Genomic DNA, 16911 nt, shown 5'->3' with positions numbered 1-16911 from the left:
AAAGGGGAGGGTGTCCCTTTGCCTGAAAAGAGTATGGTTCAGAGGCCGGGTCAGCCGCGCATGCGGCCGCCATCATCCCAGAGCGGCGCGAGGGTCACGCGGGCGGGGCGGCGGTGGCCGAGGATTTCGATCTCGACCGGCAGGCCATCGGTGATACTGCCCTCGGGCAGAAAGCCCATCGCGACCGACTGGCCGGTGGTGTGGCTATAGCCGCCGGAGGTGCAGTAGCCCTGCACAGAGCCGTTCAGCCAGATCGGCTCCCACGCCACCACATCGGCGTCGGTGGCGTCGACGATGAACTGGGTGAGGCGGCGTTTCGGGCCGGTTGCCTTTTCCGCCGTGGCGGCAGCTTTGCCGATCCAGTCGGCGGGCTTGTTCCACGCGATGAAGCGGTCGAGGCCGGTTTCCGCCGGGGTGTAGTCGGGGCTGAACTCGCGGCCCCAGCTGCCGAACCATTTGTCGAGGCGCAAGCTCATCATCGCGCGCATGCCAAAGGGGCGCAGGTTGAGGTCTGCCCCGTGCTCGGTCAGGATATCCCAGAGGTGGCGGACCGACATCTGATCGGTGAAGATCTCGTAGCCCAGATCGCCGGTGTAGCTGACCCGCTGCACCAGACAATTGGCCATGCCGATGGTCAGGCGTTTGACATCCATGAATTTGAACGCCTCGGGGGAGACATCGGCGCGGGTGACGCGGGCGAGCAGATCGCGCGCCTTTGGCCCCGCGATCTGGAAGCCGGATTTGAGGTCGGAGACGTTTTCGACCCGGACGCCCGGTTCGGCGTGCTGATCAAACCAGCGCATGTGCCAGCCTTGCGCGCCATAGCTGGCGGTGAGGCGGAAGTTTTCGGGGCCAATGCAGGACACGGTGAAATCGCCGATGATCTTGCCCGACGGGGCGAGCATCGGCGTCAGCGACAGGCGGCCCGGTTGCGGGATACGGCCGGCCATGATCCGGTCAAGCCAGTCGCGGGCATTGGGGCCGGTGACGCGGTATTTGCCGAAGTTCTGCAGCTCGTTGATGCCGGCGCCGTCGCGGACGGCCATGACCTCCTGACGGGTCGCCTCCCACGCGTTGGAGCGTTTGAAGCTGGGGGTTTCATGCCGGGGCTCGCCGGGCAGGGCGTGGTAATTGACCACCTCCAGCCCGTATTGCTGGCCCCAGACCGCGTTCATTTTGTCGAATACTTCGTACATCGGGGTGGTGCGGAAGGGGCGGGCGGCAGGGCGTTCCTCGTTCGGGTAGGAGACGTTGAACCGCATCTGGTAGTTTTCGATCACCTTTGGCACGGTGTAGCCGGGGCTGGTCCAGGTGCCAAAGCGCGAGACGTCAAAGCCGCGTGGGTCGCGTTCGACCTCGCCCTCGATCATCCATTGGGCGAGGGCTAGGCCCATGCCGCCGCCTTGGGATAAGCCTGCCATGACGGCGCAGGCGGACCAGTAGTTGCGCAGGCCTTGGACAGGGCCGATCAGCGGGTTGCCGTCGGGGGCAAAGGTGAAGGGGCCGTGGATCACCCGTTTGACGCCGGAGCGTTCGAGCACGGGGAAGCGGCGGTAGGCGAAATTGACCGAGTCCTCGATCTTGTCGAATTGCTCGTTCAGCAGTTCGTGGCCGAAGGTCCACGGGGTGCCGTCGACCGCCCATGGTTCACACGGTTTCTCATAGAACCCGATGCAGAGGCCGCGCCCCTCTTGCCGCAGATAGGATTCGCCGCCGGGGTCCATCACATGCGGGAATTCGCGGCCTGATTTCAGGATCTCCATGATTTCGGGGATGTCGTCGGTGACGAGGTATTGGTGTGCCATTGGCAACAGCGGCAGGTAGACCCCGGCCATCGCCCCGATTTCGCGCGCCCAGAGGCCACCGGCGTTGACGAGGTGTTCGCAGGTGATGGTGCCTTTTTCGGTCACGACCTCCCAGCCGTCTTTGGTGGGGTTCGTCTCCAGCACGCGGTTGTGCAGGATGATTTCCGCGCCGCCCATGCGCGCGGCTTTGGCATAGGCGTGGGTGGTGCCGGAGGGGTCGAGGTGGCCATCCAGCGGATCATAAAGCGCGCCGAGGATGCCTTCGAGATTGACCATGCCGTCGGTCAGCTTGTGGATTTCCTCGGGCCCCAGTATTTCGGTGTCGAGGCCCATATAGCGGTGCTTGGCGCGTTCGGCTTTGAGCTGCTCGAACCGGGCCTCGTTGTCGGCCAGTGTGATGCCGCCGACGTGGTGCAAGCCGCAGGACATGCCGGTGATCTGCTCCAGTTCCTTGTAGAGCCGGATGGTATAGCCCTGCAGCGCGGCCATGTTGGTGTCGCCGTTGAGCGTGTGGAACCCGCCCGCCGCGTGCCAGGTGGAGCCGGAGGTCAGCTCTGACCGCTCGATCAGGGTGACATCGGACCAGCCGAGTTTGGTCAGGTGATACAGAACCGAACAGCCGACGACACCGCCGCCGATCACGACGACGCGGGTATGGGTTTTCATTGCAGCACTCCGTTGCCTTTGCCTGTCAGAGTGGCGGGGCGGGGCGCGGGGGGCATGTCAGGGCGCGACAGGAAATGTCGCGGATGGGTGGTCTTAGACCGGGTCGCCGTGATGCTGGCCGGTGCTGTCGGTCCACCAGCAGGCAAGGGTGGACTCTGCACGGGTGCGCCCGTTTTCGTCGGCGGTGACAAGGCTGCGGTGGCACAGGATGCCCGCAATCTCCAGCGATCCGGTGGCGGTATGGCCCAGACGGGCCGAGATCACCTTGTCGATCAGGTCGGGGCTGAGGTCTTCGGGCCGGGCGATGCCGGGGTCGGCGATGATGGCGGCCTGTCGGGTGCGCTTTGCATCATCGGCGGCGATGATCCGCGCCACTTCGGCGCGGAAGGCGGGCTCAGACGCGATATAGGCCTCCAGCGCGGGCAGCGATTTCGCGGGCGGCTTTTTCAGTTTCAGATTGCCGGTGTCATACAGAATGCGCAGCACCCGCGCCCCGATGGGCGAGGTCAGCTGCACATGGGCATCATGAAAGGCAAATTCGCGGTCTTCGTCCGACAGCCGCAGGGTGGCAGGCCGCCCCTCCAGCACCGCCCGGCGCAAGCTGGCAAGCGCCGGGGTGCGGTGGATGTTGGGGATCAGGTCAATGACCGACAGCGCAGGCCGCATGAGCGTTCTGATATCCCACAGCATGATGATCACCCTTTCCGCAGCGCAAGTGCTGCTGTGCAGCACGGTGCTGCCCAAGGGGGCGGGTATAGCGCGGGGGGCGAGGGATGGGAACAGGGGGTGGTACAGAGGCCGCTTTCGCATCTCTGCCAGCGAGAGTTTTGGGTGTAAAGTTGACCAAATGCCAAAAATCAATCAGCCTGTCGTGGCATAAGAACGTGGCGGATTTGTATTTTAATCATTCAGGTCAAGATGCCTGAACATTGTGGAGGAAACAGATGCGTTTGAAAGCACTCGTAACCATCCTTTTTTCGTTCGTTGCCAGCCCTGTTGCCGCGCAATTTGTCGGAAAGCTTGTACTTGAGCCGACAGGCTGCGAGAAGTCCGGCACCTGCACATTGAGCGAGGGGTTTGGCTTTTATGATAGTCGCAATGTCGGGTGGGAGGCAGCAAAGGGCAATGTGACCGATGGCGCGTCTATCCCACGATGGGCGCAGCGCTTTGTCGGAGTTCCCTTTACCCCTGAATATGTGCCGGCATCGGTGCTGCACGATCATTATTCCAAATCCGGGCGCCCGGTCCGGGGCTGGTTTGAAACGCAGCGTATGTTTTACGAGGCACTTGTTGAATCCGGCGTGCCGGTGGATCGGGCTTCGGTGCTCTATGCGGGCGTTTTGATCGGCTCGGGCAAGTGGATTACGCGTATGAAAGGCAAACCGTGTCCGAATACGATGTATTGCGTTCAACAGGCTGTTGTACTGGAGCTTGAGCAGTCCGGACCGACATTCGGCACAACGGAATACACCGAGTCCTTCGCCCGCATGATGGCAGAGATCGAAGCAGGCCGTGTTGTCGGGATGGAGGCTGTGGAAGACATGGCCCGCGCCGAACGTCCGGGGGATATTTATCTGCATAACCCGAGTGGGATCATCCGATCAAATATCGAATTCGGGGCATTGGCCACGGAATAATTCGGTCCCACGGCTTCGCCGGGTGCCGGAACGTCTGTTGGAGTTCTTAAATGTGAAAGGGGCAGGCCGGTTTGACCGCGCCTGCCCCTTTGTATCCCTCAGAGTAACTGTCACCTTTCCGGCAACAACCCCTTCGGCGCGAACCTCAGCACCAGCAGCAGGATCACCCCCATCGTCAACAGCCGCATATGGGCGGCGGAGTTGATCAGGTGGGCTTTCAGCCAGCCGTCGGACATGCCGGAGGTCAGCACGGTCATCAACCCGTTGCCGATGGGTTCCACCATCACCCAGAGCCACCAGATCAGGAAGCCGCCCAGCACCGAGCCCCAGTTGTTGCCCGACCCACCCACGATCACCATCACCCAGATCAGGAAGGTAAAGCGCAACGGCGAGTAGGAGCCGGGGGTGAGCTGGCCATCGAGCGTGGTCATCATTGCGCCCGCGATGCCGATGACGGCGCTGCCGAGGATAAAGACCTGCAGGTGGCGGCGGGTCACGTCCTTGCCCATCGCTTCGGCAGACACCTCGTTGTCGCGGATGGCGCGCATCATCCGGCCCCAGGGGCTGTGGAGCGCGGCCTGTGACAGCCAGATCAGCGCCAGCAGTACCGCGGCGAACAGGCCGGTGTACATCAGCCGCACCACGATGGACGAGGCGGTGATCGGGTCGAAGCCCCAGCTGCTGGCCCAATCAAGGAAGGCCTGGCTGCGCTGCAGGTCGACCTCATAGGGCACCGGGCGGGGCAGGGAGATCACGTTCTTGACGCCACGCCCAAGCCAGTCTTCGTTTTTCAGCACGGCGAGGATGATCTCGGCGATGCCCAGCGTGGCGATGGCCAGATAGTCCGAGCGCAGGCCAAGGGCGGTCTTGCCGATGGCCCAGGCGACGGCGGCGGCCAAGAGGCCGCCCACCGGCCAGGCCATCAGCACCGGCAGGCCCAGCCCGCCAAGGTTGCCATGGGCGGCGGGATTGTTCGCCTCCACCGCCTGTACGGCGGGGTCAAAGATGGCGCGGAAGATGAAGAAGCCGACGATCAGGATCACGGCCACGCCAAGGGTGCGGGTGCGGCCCTTTGGCAGTTTTGCGGCGGCCATCACGGCGGCGGCAATGGTGGCCGCCCCCATCAGCAGGCCAAGCACGATGCCGGGGCCGCCAGCGGCCCAGCCACCGGGGGCCGGGGAGGACGAGACCAGCACCACCGACAGCCCGCCAAGCGCGACAAAGCCCATGGTGCCGACCGAGAACAGCCCGGCATAGCCCCATTGGATATTGACCCCCAGCGCCATGATCGACGAGACCAGCGCCATGTTGACGATCAAGAGCGCCAGCGTCCAGCTTTGCAACATGCCGGTGGCGAAGAACAGCGCCGCCACCAGCGCCGCGAGGAGCAGGCCGCGACCGGGCCCTGCGGCGGCCTGTGCGGTCATCTGCGATGTGCCTTGTGCGCCGCTCATACCGATTTTCCTTTGAACAGGCCGGTGGGCATCACCAGCAACACGATGATCAGGATCACAAAGCTGACAGCGAATTTATAGTCGGTGGACATCAGCTGCACGAGGCCGCTGGGGGCCATCGCCTCGGGCACCAGATAGGTGACCACCTTTTTCCAGGCGTAGGTCACCATCACCTCGGAAAAGGCGATGACAAAGCCCCCGGCAATCGCCCCGATCGGGCTGCCCAGACCGCCGACGATGGCGGCAGCAAAGATCGGTAGCAACAGCTGGAAATAGGTGAAGGGGCTGAAGCCCTTGTCCAGTCCGTAAAGCGTGCCTGCGGTGGTGGCGAGGGCAGCGGCGACGATCCATGTCACAGCCACCACTTTGTCAGGGTTGATACCTGACAGCAGCGCCAGATCCTCATTGTCTGAAAACGCCCGCATCGACTTGCCTGTACGGGTCTTTTGCAGGAACCAGAACAGCAGGGCCACGGCGATCATCGCGATGACGACGGTGACCCCTTGGGTGGTGCGGATCGCCAGCCCCTCGGCCAGACCGGACCAGCTGCGGAAATCGCCTGCGGTCAGGATGAAGCGCTCGCCATCGGTAAAGCTGATGTCGCTGGTGCCGATGATGAAGCGGGTGACACCGTTCAGGATGAACATGACGCCCAGAGAGGCCATGACGAGGATCACCGGCGCGGCTTTGACCCGGCGGTAATAGCGGTAAACCACGCGGTCGGTGGCCAGCAGCAGCACTGCCGTCAGCGCGATGCCGACCGGCAGCGCCAGCAGGGCGGTGGGCAGCGGGCCAAAGCTGATGCCCATCGACTGCAGGCCCCAGGTCAGCAGGATCACAAACACCGTGCCGATGGCCATGGTGTCACCATGGGCAAAGTTGGAAAACCGCAGGATGGAATAGATCAGCGTGGCCCCCAAGGCACCCAGCGCGAGTTGCGCACCGTAAGCCAGACCGGGGATGAAGACGAAATTGAGGAATGCCACAAGGGCGTTGAGGATATCCATGGCTCAGCCCCCCAGGAATGATTTGCGCACATCGGGGTCGGCCAGCAAGGCCTGTCCGGTGCCGGTAAAGCGGTTGCCGCCCTGCACCAGAACATAGCCCTTGTCGGCGATCTCCAGCGCCTGGCGGGCGTTCTGTTCCACCATCAGGATCGAGATGCCGGAGCGCGCCACTTCGATGATGCGGTCAAACAACTCGTCCATCACGATCGGGCTGACGCCTGCGGTCGGCTCGTCGAGCATGAGCACCGAAGGCTGCGTCATCAGGGCTCGGCCCACCGCGACCTGCTGGCGTTGACCGCCCGACAATTCGCCTGCCGCCTGATTGCGCTTTTCCTTGAGGATCGGGAACAGGGTATAGACCTGATCCATCGTGCCCCGGATGTCGTCGCGGCGCAGGAACGCGCCCATCTCCAGATTTTCCTCGACGGTCATCGTGGTAAAGATGTTGCTGGTCTGCGGCACAAAGGCCATGCCCTTGGCGACCCGCGCCTGCGGGGTCAGGGCGGTGATGTCCTCGCCCTTGAGGCGCACCGCGCCCGCGCGCAAGGACAACATGCCGAAGACAGCCTTCATGGCGGTGGATTTGCCCGCGCCATTGGGGCCGACGATGACGGCGATTTCGCCCGGTTCTACCGCGATGGTGCAGCCGTGCAGAATATCCGCGCCGCCGTAGCCGCCGGTCATCGCCTCGCCGATCAGAAAGGGCTCAGCCATGGTGCACGACTCCCACGAATTTTCTGCGAAAATTCACTTTTGCAATTTTCGCAGAAAATTGGTGATTTACCTGATTTTCGCAGAACATCAGGCGTGTCTGGTCAGCCATGGGCGGCCTCCTTGATCTTGTTCTTCAATCCGGTGCCCAGATAGGCCTCGATCACCCGCTCATCGTTCTTGACCTCGTCCACCGTGCCCTGCGCCAGCACCTTGCCCTCGGCCATGCAGATCACCGGGTTGCACAGCCGCCCGATGAAATCCATGTCATGTTCGATCACACAAAAGGTATAGCCGCGCTCGGCATTCAGCCGCAAAATCGCGTCGCCGATGGTGTTCAGCAGGGTGCGGTTCACCCCGGCGCCGACCTCGTCCAGAAACACGATCTTGGCGTCGACCATCATCGTGCGCCCCAGTTCCAGCAGCTTTTTCTGCCCGCCCGAAATCTGGCTGGCCTTTTGATCGGCCAGATGGTCGATGGTCAGGAATTTCAGCACGTCCTGCGCCTTGACGCGCAGCCGCTCTTCTTCGGCGCGCACGGCACCGCGGCGGAACCATGCGTTCCACAGCACTTCGCCCTGTTGCGCGCCGGGCACCATCATCAGGTTCTCGACACAGGACATCGAGCCGAATTCATGCGCGATCTGAAAGGTGCGCAACAGGCCCTTGTGAAACAGCTCATGCGGCGGCAGGCCGGTGATATCCTCGCCCGCCATCTGGACCGTGCCGCTGGTGGGCTTCAACCGCCCGGCCACCACATTGAACAGCGTGGTCTTGCCCGCGCCATTGGGGCCGATCAGCCCGGTGACAGAGCCCGACGCAATCGACAGCGACGCGCCGTCAACCGCGCGAAAGCCGCCGAAATGGCGGGACAGGTTTTTAACCTCGATCATGCATTTTCCCCTGAACCTTCCGTCGCGTGGTCCGGATTTTCCGGGCGCGGAGGCTTTGTCTTATGGCAACGGCCCGGATTTCTCCGGGCCGTGCTTGGTGGTCTTCAGCCGCGATCAGCGGAACCGGATGGTTTCGATCTTGCCGTCCTTGATCTCGATCTCGCGGTAGTTACCGGCGCTTTCGCCCGGTCCGATCAGCTCGACGGCGGTGGCGCCGACATAGTCGATGTCGGTGCCTGCGGCGATCAGCTCCAGCGCTTTGCCCAGCTCACCCGGCAGGATCGGCTCGCCGGGGGCGTTGGCCAGATCCATCACTTTGGGAGCCCAATCCTTGGAGTCTGTCGATCCGGCAGCGGCCATGGCCAGCATGATCAGCGCGGCGGCATCATAGGATTCCGGCGCAAAGGCCGAGGTGCCGTCGAAGCCAGCGGCGGTGGCAAGGCTCTGGAACACCTCAGCGCCCTGGCTGTCGGTGCCGGGGTATTGGCCGAACGAGCCGGTCAGGCCTTCGCCGATGTCATCGACCAGCTTTTGGCCAACCATGCCGTCGGGCAGGACGAAGGTGGAAAACGCGCCCGAATCGAGCGAGGCCTGGATGATCGACTTGCCGCCCTTGTCGGTATAGCCCGCCACCACCAGCACTTCGCCACCAGCCGAGGCCAGGGACGCGACTTCGGCCGAATAGTCGGCTTTGTCATCTTCATGCGGGGCGTTGATGGTCACGGTGCCGCCCGCTGCGGTGAAGGCTTCGGCAAAGCTGTCGGCCAGACCCTTACCGTAGTCGTTGTTGGTATAGGTCAGAGCGACGGTCTTGATGCCCTTGTCCATCAGGATTTCGGTCATCACCACGCCCTGACGCGCATCAGACGGGGCGGTGCGGAAGAACAGCCCGTCATCCTCGGCGGTCGACAGTGCCGGCGAGGTGGCCGAGGGCGAGATCATCGCCACGCCATTGGTGCGCGCGGCGTTTTGCAGGATCGCGCCGGTCACACCCGAGCAATCGGCGCCCATGATGGCCTTGATGCCTTCGGCGGTGATCAGGCGGTCGGCGGCGGCGGTGGCGGCAGCGGCGTCGATACAGGTGGAGTCGGCGCGGACCGGAACCACGGTGCCAAGGGTGAATTTACCCGACTCGTTGACTTCGGTGATCGCCAGTTCGGCCCCGGTGGCCATGTTCGGGGTGATCGATTCCAGCGGGCCGGTGAAGCCCAGAATGATGCCCATCTTGACATCTTCAGCCGAAGAGGCCCCGGCAAACAGCGCGGTGGCGGCGGTGGCAAGAAGCAGTTTTTTCATTAAAAGTCTCCCATGTCGGACTGTTATCCTGTGCGAGAGGTTAGAGGGCCGTTTCACAAAAGAAAAGCGCCTTGTCGCGGGGAATTATCGCGGGTGACGTGCCGTCAACCGGGCTGCTGATGCCCGGGCCGGTGGTCACAACATCTCACGGTTGCGTGGGTTCGCTGGAACCCCAGATAAAACCCCAACGTTGATAACGTATAGCCAATACAGGAGATTTCATGACCCGTTTCCGTCTGACCGTCCGCCGCGTTCCGATTCCTGCGGCCTCTGCTGCTGTCTTCGCCCTGATGACGGGGCTGGCGCAGGCTCAGACCAAGGTGGACACCTCTGCCGGGCCGATGCAGATCAGCCCCATCGCGACCGGGCTCGATGAACCTTGGGCGGTCGGATTCTTGCCGGATGGCGCGGTGATCGTGACCGAACGTGCGGGGCGGCTGTTGCTGCTGCGCGAGGGCGAGTCTGCGGAAATCGACGGCGTGCCAGAGGTTTACGCCCAAGGGCAGGGCGGTTTGCTGGATGTGATGATCCCGCGTGATTTCGAGCAGAGCCGCGAGGTCTGGCTGACCTATGCCGCTGCGGTGGATGGCGGGGCCGCCACGGCGGTCGGCAAGGGCCGGCTGTCTGACGATGGCACCACGCTGGAGGGGTTCGACATGCTGTTTGTCGGCGAAGGCCACTCGGGCGGCCGGCATTTTGGCAGCCGGATGGTCGAGGCCGAGGATGGATCGGTATTCATCACCACCGGCGACCGGGGCACCGGGCCGGACGGGATGCAGGCGCAAGACCCCGAAACGGTCGAGGGCAGCGTGATACACCTGACCCGCGACGGGGCGACGGCGACGACCATCGAAGGCTGGCGGCGGGGCGTCTACTCCATCGGTCACCGCAATGCCCAAGGCGCTGCCCTGGGTACGGATGGCGCGCTCTGGCTGGTCGAGCATGGCGCGCAGGGCGGTGATGAGCTCAACCGGGTGGAGGCGGGTAAGAATTATGGCTGGCCGGTGATCAGCTACGGCGTGAATTACAACGGTAACAGCATCGGTGAGGGGCAGGCGCAGGACGGCATGGAGCAGCCGCTGCACTATTGGGACCCGTCGATCGCGCCGTCGGGGATGATCATTTATTCGGGCGCTCTGGTGCCGGATTGGGCCGGCGATATCTTTACCGGCTCGCTGAACACCAGCTTCCTGTCGCGGCTGGACCCCGACACCCCCGCCGAGACCGGCTTTGCCGAAGAACGCATCGAGGCGGCGGAAACGGCGCGGGTGCGCGATGTGCGCGAGGCTCCAGACGGGTCGATCTGGTTTGTGTCAGTGATTGAAGGGGCAATCTACCGGTTGGCCCCGGCAGAGGCAGGCTGAGATTCACTAAAGTGTCCGGTGACCGGAAAATCCTGCGCTTTGCGGGAGGGGATGGTGGCAGTGCCACCATTCCATTGCTTAGCCCTTGATCCGGCAAGCCTGTCAGATCGACAGGTCAGATCGACAGGCGGGTCGGGGGTGTCGGCCCCTGCGAGCCGCGCTCACGGTAGGGGGTGGTGTTGTAATGGCTGCGATAGCATTTGGAGAAATGTGACGGGCTGGCAAAGCCGCAGGCCAGTGCCACGTTGATCACGCTCATATCGGTCTGCATCAACAGGTTGCGCGCCTTGCCTAAGCGAAGCTCCATGTAATAACGCTTGGGGCTGCGGTTCAGGTAGCGGCGGAACAGACGCTCCAGCTGGCGGGTTGACATATCGACCTGATCGGCCAGATCGGCGGGCGACAGCGGATCTTCGATATTGCCCTCCATCATCTGGATGACCTGAGACAATTTGGGGTGGCGCACGCCGATCCGGGTCGGGATCGACAGGCGCTGCGTGTCCTGATCGGTGCGGATGGTCGAATAGATCAACAGGTCGGCCACGGTATTGGCCAGATCCTGCCCGTGATCGGCAGCGATCAGTTTGAGCACCAGATCAATCGACGAGATGCCGCCCGCCGTGGTCAGCCGGTTGCCATCCATCACGAACACCGATTTGGTCAGGCGGACCTGTTCGAATTCCTCCAGAAATCCGTCCTGATTTTCCCAGTGGATCGTCGCCCGTTTGCCATCCAGCAGACCCGCCTTGGCCAGTGCATAGGCTCCGGTACACATGCCGCCGATGACATTGCCGCGCCGCGCCTCGCGCCGCAGCCAGTTCAGCACCGGCTTTGTCGTGGCGCGCTGAATGTCGATGCCGCCGCAAACGAGGATGGTGTCGTCACGGTCCACATCCTCCAGCCCGATGTCGAGCTTGAACGTGGCCCCGTTGGAACAGGTGGCCTGCACCCCGCCCTCACCCGCCAGAATCCAGCTGTAAAGCGGCTTGCCCGCCACGTAATTGGCCAGCCGTAACGGCTCGATCGCGCAGGAAAATGACATCATCGTAAAGCGGTCCAGCAGCACAAAGACAAAACGCCTTGTGGTCGGGGTCGCATCGGTTTTCTGGGCGCGGGCGGGAGGCGTGGACATCTTGCGACCTGTTCATGTCGGATATGTGCGCATGAGACAGGAAATCCGGCCTTTCGCAAGGGGGCAGTTTGGGCGTTTGGGCCTTTGCAAGCGGCGGTCCAGACCGTATACACCGGGCCGATACCGCTAACGACCCCGGAGTGGGAGGGAGAAGGCCATGACCAAAGGCTGGCAGAAATCGGACTGGCGCGCGAAACCGCGGGTGCAGATGCCTGATTATATGGATAGCGCCGCGCTGAACGCTGTTGAAGCGCAGCTGGCAAAGTATCCGCCGCTGGTTTTTGCGGGCGAAGCGCGGCGGCTGAAAAAGCAGCTGGCTCTGGCCTCCGAAGGCAAGGCGTTTTTGCTGCAGGGCGGCGATTGTGCCGAAAGCTTCGCCGAATTCAGCGCCGACAACATTCGCGACACCTTTCGCGTGATGCTGCAGATGGCCATCGTGCTGACCTATGGCGCGAAAGTGCCGGTGATCAAGGTTGGCCGGATGGCGGGGCAGTTTGCCAAGCCACGTTCGGCGCCCACCGAAATGATCGGCGGCGTGGAATACCCCAGCTACCGCGGCGATATCATCAACGGCTTTGACGCGACGCCCGAAGCGCGCCAGCCCGATCCGTCCCGGATGCTGCAGGCCTATACCCAGGCGGCGGCCAGCCTGAACCTTTTGCGCGCGTTTTCCACGGGTGGTTTTGCCGATATTCACCGGGTCCACAGCTGGACTCTGGGCTTTGCCGAACATGACAAGGCCGAACGCTACCGCGAGCTGTCAAACCGGATCTCGGATGCGCTGGATTTCATGAATGCGGCGGGGGTGAACTCTGACACCGCGCATATGCTGACCACGGTGGACTTCTACACCAGTCACGAAGCGCTGCTGCTGGAATATGAAGAGGCTTTGTGCCGGGTTGACAGCATTTCGGGGCAGAACGTGGCAGGGTCGGGTCACATGATCTGGATCGGCGACCGCACCCGGCAGCCGGATGGCGCACATGTGGAGTTCTGCCGCGGCGTGCTGAATCCGATCGGGCTGAAATGCGGGCCGACCACCACGGCAGAAGACCTTAAGGTGCTGATGGCAAAGCTGAACCCGCAGAACGAGGCGGGCCGTCTGACCCTGATCGCGCGCTTTGGCGCGGGCAAGGTGGCCGAGCATCTGCCCCGCCTGATCAAGGCGGTGAAGGAAGAGGGCGCAGCGGTGGTCTGGTCCTGCGACCCGATGCACGGCAACACGGTCAAATCGCCGTCGGGCTATAAGACCCGGCCGTTCAACGCGGTGCTGTCGGAAGTGCGTGAGTTCTTTGCGGTGCACAAATCCGAGGGCACGATCCCCGGCGGCGTGCATTTCGAGATGACCGGCAAGGACGTGACCGAATGCACCGGGGGCTTGCGCGCGGTGACGGATGAGGATCTGTCGGACCGCTACCACACCGCCTGCGACCCGCGCCTGAATGCCAGCCAATCGCTGGAACTGGCGTTTCTGGTCGCCGAAGAGCTGCTGGCGTTTCGCGATACCGGCCAGAGGATCGCGCTGTAAGGGCACGAATTTTCTGCGAAAACTCAAAAACGGCGGTGCGGTCTGCGCCGCCGTTCTTGCATCAGGATTTGACCAGCCACAGATAGGGCACACCGGGTTTGGCACGCGGCGGGCGTAGCAGCGCGGGTCCGGGGTGGGGCGGGACAGGGGCGCTGACGGTCGCGGTTTGCAACGGGTCCAACCTTGTGCTGGTGATCGAAAACCGGCGCGGGGCGTTGCCGGTGGGGCCGTCCAGCTCCAGACAGCCGATGGCGAGGCTGCTTTCGCCCTGGGCGTTAAGCATCGGCAGGATCTGCATCCGTCCGCGCAGCGGTGACCGGCCCAAGCTGCGTTCGGCCAGCAGATCCAGCGTCAGGATCGAGGGCGCGCGGAACACCCGCTCCAGATCCAGTTGCAGACGGTCGCGGGCATCGCCCAAAAACAGGCACGACACTGGCATTCCGCGAATATCCATAGACATCAGATCGTTGAAGACCATTCCTGCGATGCGGAACCGGGCGATTCCCGGCGCAATCCGCTCGATCAGAAAGCTGTGCTCCAGCGCGCCGGCGATGCCGCGCGGATCAACGCGGTCGCGGCGGGGCAGCATATCGCCCTCGCGCAGTGCTTCCCAATAGGCGCGCAACCCGGCGATCATGCCTGAATTGAGAGGATCAGGGTCGCCGGAATTGCGACCGTTCCATCCGGATATCATGTCGTTCACTCCATATTGATCGGTCGGGGCCGCAGTCTGGCCTCAATCTGGTCTGGGTCTGGCTTGGACCGGGGCACCTGGTGGTTGCTGCGGCCTTTCCGGCCGTGATATGCGGTATGAACTGTGCCCGCCACGCGGCGGACAGGGGGTTCATGGGCCGACTCACGTCCGCTTTCTCCCTAAAACCCTACACCAAAGGATGGGTTTTGGGGCTGCGAAACTTAACAAATGGTAAACGCCTTGCAGGCGGAGGAGCGCTGATGACCATATCCATGACCGGATTTGCCGCCCGCAAAGGCCAGGGCGCGGGCTTTGTCTGGGCCTGGGATATCCGGTCGGTCAATGGCAAGGGGCTGGATCTGCGGCTGCGGCTGCCCGATTGGGTAGACGGGCTGGAACTGGCGGTGCGGACCGAGGTGCAAAAGGCCCTGTCGCGCGGCAATGTCAGCCTGTCGCTGAAAGTCAGCCGGGAGGGCAATGAGGCCGAGACGGGGCTTCAGGTGAGTGTGCCGGTGTTGACGGCGGTGCTGGCGGCGCTGCAACAGGTCGAGGGCGCGGCGATGAACGCGGGTGTGACGCTGGCGCAGGCGACGGCGGCGGATGTGCTGGCGGTGCGCGGCGTGCTGGAGATGGCATCGGTTGAAGAGGATACAGCACCGCTGCGCGCGGCCCTGCTGGCCGATCTGCCGGCACTGCTGGCAGAGTTTGCCGCGATGCGGGCCAGCGAGGGGGCTGCGATGCAAGGGGTGATTGCGGCGCAGCTGGACCAGATCGACGCGCTGACGCGTGCCGCAAAGGCCGAGGCCGAGGTGCGGCGTGATGTGGCCGGGGCCACATTGCGCGAGGCGCTGGCGCGGGTGCTGGACCATGCCGAGGGCGCGGATGAGGGCCGGGTGGCGCAGGAACTGGCGCTGATTGCGGTCAAGCAGGATGTGACCGAAGAGCTGGACCGCCTGAACGCCCATATCGCGGCGGCGCGCGCGCTTTTGGCCGAAACCGGCCCGGTGGGGCGTAAGTTTGATTTTCTGATGCAGGAATTCATGCGCGAGGCCAATACGCTGTGTTCAAAGGCTCAGTCTCTGGCGCTGACCCGCATCGGGCTTGACCTGAAAACCGTGATAGATCAGATGCGCGAACAGGTTCAGAACGTGGAGTGAGCATGCAACGCCGGGGTCTTTTGCTTATCTTGTCATCGCCCTCGGGGGCGGGCAAATCGACTTTGGCGCGGCGGCTGATGGATTGGGATCCGACGATCCGGTTTTCGGTTTCGGCCACCACCCGGCCGCCGCGCCCCGGTGAGGTTGATGGCCAACACTATTACTTCCGTGACCGCGCCGCATTCGAGACGATGATAGACGAGGGCGAGATGCTGGAACATGCCGAGGTGTTCGGCAACTTCTACGGCTCCCCCCGTGCGCCAGTCGAGGCTGCGATGCGTGAGGGGCGCGATACGCTGTTTGATATCGACTGGCAGGGCGGCCAGCAGATCCGCAATTCGGCACTGGGCCGCGATGTGGTGTCTGTGTTCGTGCTGCCGCCGTCGATTGCCGAGCTGGACCGGCGGTTGCGCGGGCGCGCGCAGGACTCTGATGAGGTGATCGCGGGTCGGATGGCGAAAAGCCGCGATGAGATCAGCCATTGGGCCGAATATGACTATGTGCTGGTCAATGACGATCTTGATATATCTTTCAATAGCTTGCTGACCATTCTTGAAGCAGAGCGGATGCGCCGCGACCGCCAGCCTGCCTTGTCCGACTTCGTGCGCGGCCTGAACCGGGAGTTTGAGCAAAGATGATCTATGCCCTTGGCGATATCGCCCCCGTCATTGACCCGACCGCCTGGATTGCGCCCGATGCCAATGTCATCGGGCGCATCGTGCTGGAGGCCGGAAGCTCGGTCTGGTTCGGCGTGACCCTGCGGGGTGACAATGAGGTGATCCATGTGGGCGCCGGCTCGAATGTGCAGGAAAACTGCGTGCTGCACACCGACATGGGCTATCCGCTGACCATCGGCGCCAATTGCACCATTGGCCACAAGGCGATGCTGCATGGCTGCACCATCGGCGAGGGCACGCTGATCGGGATGGGCGCGACGGTTCTGAACGGCGCAAAGATCGGGCGCGGCTGTCTGATCGGGGCAGGTGCGCTGATCACCGAGGGCAAAGAGATCCCGGATTTCAGCCTGGTGATGGGCAGCCCCGGCAAGGTGGTGCGTATGCTGGATGCCGAGGCACAGGCAAAGCTGCTGCGCTCTGCCGAAAGTTACCGCGCCAATGCGGCGCGGTTCCGGGCCGGGTTGCGGGGTATCGGCTGACCTCCAGCGGCGCGGTCAGCGCACCACCAGCTTGACGGTCATCGGCTTGGCGGCGCGGCTCAGTTCACGTTCCACCATCTTGGGGTTGGGCAGTGGCGGGGCCACCACCGTAACCGGGCCACGATAGCCGGCTTCAATCAGATCGGCGATGATATCCAGCGCGTCTACCTTGCCGCCCAGCAACAGACAGCCGACCATCGGATCTTCGATCTGGTCCAGACCGGCGGTGGCAATCGCCTCGGGGTCGAGCGCCATGATCCGGCGTTTGCCTGCCAGCGCAACCGCTAGCGCCTGGGGCAGACCAATGCCGACAAACGGGCCGGGGGCATCGCCCGGTCCCTTTGGGAGCGGTGCATTGCCGTCAGGCGTGGCATTCACAATGGCCAAGGAGACGCTCCTGAAGGTCGCTAA

The 16911-nt window shown here is 63.3% G+C and carries 16 protein-coding genes; 6 read left to right on the top strand and 10 right to left on the bottom strand.

Annotation, left to right across the window (positions count from 1 at the left end):
* Positions 1–50 precede the first annotated feature (50 nt).
* Both D1012_RS17060 and D1012_RS17055 read right to left on the bottom strand, forming a co-directional pair.
* Complete coding sequence (locus tag D1012_RS17060) at positions 51–2471, bottom strand: GcvT family protein (protein ID WP_118155110.1); 2421 nt, start codon at positions 2469–2471, stop codon at positions 51–53.
* A gap of 93 nt (positions 2472–2564) precedes the next feature.
* Positions 2565–3161 (bottom strand): hypothetical protein, encoded by a 597-nt coding sequence (locus D1012_RS17055; protein ID WP_147335726.1) that lies wholly within the window; start codon positions 3159–3161, stop codon positions 2565–2567.
* Between the two features lie 254 nt (positions 3162–3415).
* Here D1012_RS17055 and D1012_RS17050 point away from each other — a divergent pair, with 254 nt between their 5' ends.
* Positions 3416–4108: a DUF1353 domain-containing protein gene (locus D1012_RS17050; protein ID WP_118155104.1), complete on the top strand. Its 693-nt coding sequence runs from the start codon at positions 3416–3418 to the stop codon at positions 4106–4108.
* Between the two features lie 110 nt (positions 4109–4218).
* On the opposite strand, the gene D1012_RS17045 is transcribed toward D1012_RS17050, so the two are convergent.
* The 5 genes from D1012_RS17045 to D1012_RS17025 all read right to left on the bottom strand — a co-directional run bounded on the left by D1012_RS17045 (position 4219) and on the right by D1012_RS17025 (position 9469).
* The gene (locus D1012_RS17045) at positions 4219–5535 is read right to left on the bottom strand and encodes a branched-chain amino acid ABC transporter permease (RefSeq protein ID WP_118155216.1); all 1317 of its coding nucleotides are present in this window, start codon (positions 5533–5535) and stop codon (positions 4219–4221) included.
* Positions 5536–5558: 23 nt separating this feature from the next.
* Entirely contained in the window at positions 5559–6569 is a 1011-nt protein-coding gene (locus tag D1012_RS17040) for a branched-chain amino acid ABC transporter permease (protein ID WP_118155101.1), read from the bottom strand.
* Positions 6570–6572: 3 nt separating this feature from the next.
* Positions 6573–7283, bottom strand: coding sequence for an ABC transporter ATP-binding protein (locus D1012_RS17035; protein WP_118155098.1), 711 nt, complete (start codon positions 7281–7283; stop codon positions 6573–6575).
* Between the two features lie 101 nt (positions 7284–7384).
* Positions 7385–8173 (bottom strand): ABC transporter ATP-binding protein, encoded by a 789-nt coding sequence (locus D1012_RS17030; RefSeq protein ID WP_118155095.1) that lies wholly within the window; start codon positions 8171–8173, stop codon positions 7385–7387.
* Positions 8174–8287: 114 nt separating this feature from the next.
* On the bottom strand, positions 8288–9469 hold the full coding sequence (locus D1012_RS17025) for an ABC transporter substrate-binding protein (protein WP_118155092.1): 1182 nt from the start codon (positions 9467–9469) through the stop codon (positions 8288–8290).
* 221 nt (positions 9470–9690) lie between these two features.
* On the opposite strand from D1012_RS17025, the gene D1012_RS17020 reads away from it, so the two are divergent.
* Positions 9691–10833, top strand: coding sequence for a PQQ-dependent sugar dehydrogenase (locus D1012_RS17020; RefSeq protein ID WP_233517159.1), 1143 nt, complete (start codon positions 9691–9693; stop codon positions 10831–10833).
* Between the two features lie 115 nt (positions 10834–10948).
* Here D1012_RS17020 and D1012_RS17015 read toward each other — a convergent pair whose 3' ends face one another.
* Positions 10949–11965 carry a GlxA family transcriptional regulator gene (locus tag D1012_RS17015; RefSeq protein WP_118155089.1) on the bottom strand — a complete coding sequence of 339 codons (1017 nt, stop codon included), beginning with the start codon at positions 11963–11965 and terminating at the stop codon, positions 10949–10951.
* Positions 11966–12122: 157 nt separating this feature from the next.
* On the opposite strand from D1012_RS17015, the gene D1012_RS17010 reads away from it, so the two are divergent.
* Positions 12123–13493 carry a class II 3-deoxy-7-phosphoheptulonate synthase gene (locus D1012_RS17010; RefSeq protein WP_118155086.1) on the top strand — a complete coding sequence of 457 codons (1371 nt, stop codon included), beginning with the start codon at positions 12123–12125 and terminating at the stop codon, positions 13491–13493.
* A 61-nt stretch (positions 13494–13554) separates the two neighbouring features.
* On the opposite strand, the gene D1012_RS17005 is transcribed toward D1012_RS17010, so the two are convergent.
* Positions 13555–14187: a PAS domain-containing protein gene (locus D1012_RS17005; protein WP_147335725.1), complete on the bottom strand. Its 633-nt coding sequence runs from the start codon at positions 14185–14187 to the stop codon at positions 13555–13557.
* Positions 14188–14447: 260 nt separating this feature from the next.
* Between D1012_RS17005 and D1012_RS17000 the strand changes: the two genes are divergently transcribed.
* Genes D1012_RS17000 through D1012_RS16990 form a run of 3 tightly spaced genes read left to right on the top strand, consistent with a single transcriptional unit; the run spans position 14448 to position 16500 of the window.
* Positions 14448–15344: a YicC/YloC family endoribonuclease gene (locus D1012_RS17000; RefSeq protein ID WP_118155080.1), complete on the top strand. Its 897-nt coding sequence runs from the start codon at positions 14448–14450 to the stop codon at positions 15342–15344.
* Positions 15345–15346: 2 nt separating this feature from the next.
* Positions 15347–15982: a guanylate kinase gene (gene gmk, locus D1012_RS16995; RefSeq protein WP_118155077.1), complete on the top strand. Its 636-nt coding sequence runs from the start codon at positions 15347–15349 to the stop codon at positions 15980–15982.
* Positions 15979–16500 (top strand): gamma carbonic anhydrase family protein, encoded by a 522-nt coding sequence (locus tag D1012_RS16990; RefSeq protein ID WP_118155074.1) that lies wholly within the window; start codon positions 15979–15981, stop codon positions 16498–16500. The genes gmk and D1012_RS16990 overlap by 4 nt, the downstream gene beginning before the upstream one ends.
* Positions 16501–16515: 15 nt before the next feature.
* Here the strand turns inward: D1012_RS16990 and D1012_RS16985 are convergent, their stop codons facing one another.
* The gene (locus D1012_RS16985; RefSeq protein WP_118155071.1) at positions 16516–16887 is read right to left on the bottom strand and encodes a hypothetical protein; all 372 of its coding nucleotides are present in this window, start codon (positions 16885–16887) and stop codon (positions 16516–16518) included.
* Positions 16888–16911: the final 24 nt, after the last annotated feature.

The organism is Pseudotabrizicola alkalilacus (assembly GCF_003443995.1).
In the GTDB taxonomy this organism is placed as follows: Bacteria; Pseudomonadota; Alphaproteobacteria; order Rhodobacterales; family Rhodobacteraceae; genus Pseudotabrizicola; species Pseudotabrizicola alkalilacus.
This window is presented reverse-complemented; position numbering and strand designations above follow the sequence as displayed.